Raw genomic sequence first — 292 nt, 5'->3', positions numbered from 1 at the left:
CGCATGCAGGCCAACGGTAATCGGTTCAATAAAAGCGCCATCCTCAATAGGCATATCCGCAGGTAGTGCAAAGACATTGTTTCGCTTAACGACAATATATTCGGCAAATCCACCATCACGCCGTGAGCCAATAAAATCATATTTTGCGCACTGGGAATAAAACCCTTTCAGACACTCTGGACAAGTAAAACAGGGTAATAACGGCACACAGGCAACCGCATCGCCGGGGTGTAAATCATCAACACCGGATCCCACCGCATCAATATAGCCGCTAAATTCATGGCCCAACGTT

General features: G+C 47.3%; 1 protein-coding gene. It reads right to left on the bottom strand.

Going from position 1 to position 292, the window contains the following annotated elements; all coding sequences use genetic code 11:
• Positions 1–292: alcohol dehydrogenase catalytic domain-containing protein (locus tag LZP73_RS20210; protein ID WP_234236714.1), on the bottom strand; the 292-nt coding region annotated here is incomplete at both ends.

The organism is Shewanella sp. AS16 (assembly GCF_021412365.1).
In the GTDB taxonomy this organism is placed as follows: domain Bacteria; phylum Pseudomonadota; class Gammaproteobacteria; order Enterobacterales; family Shewanellaceae; genus Shewanella; species Shewanella salipaludis.
The sequence above is the reverse complement of the archived record's forward strand: the minus strand, read 5'-3'. Positions and strand labels throughout refer to the sequence as shown.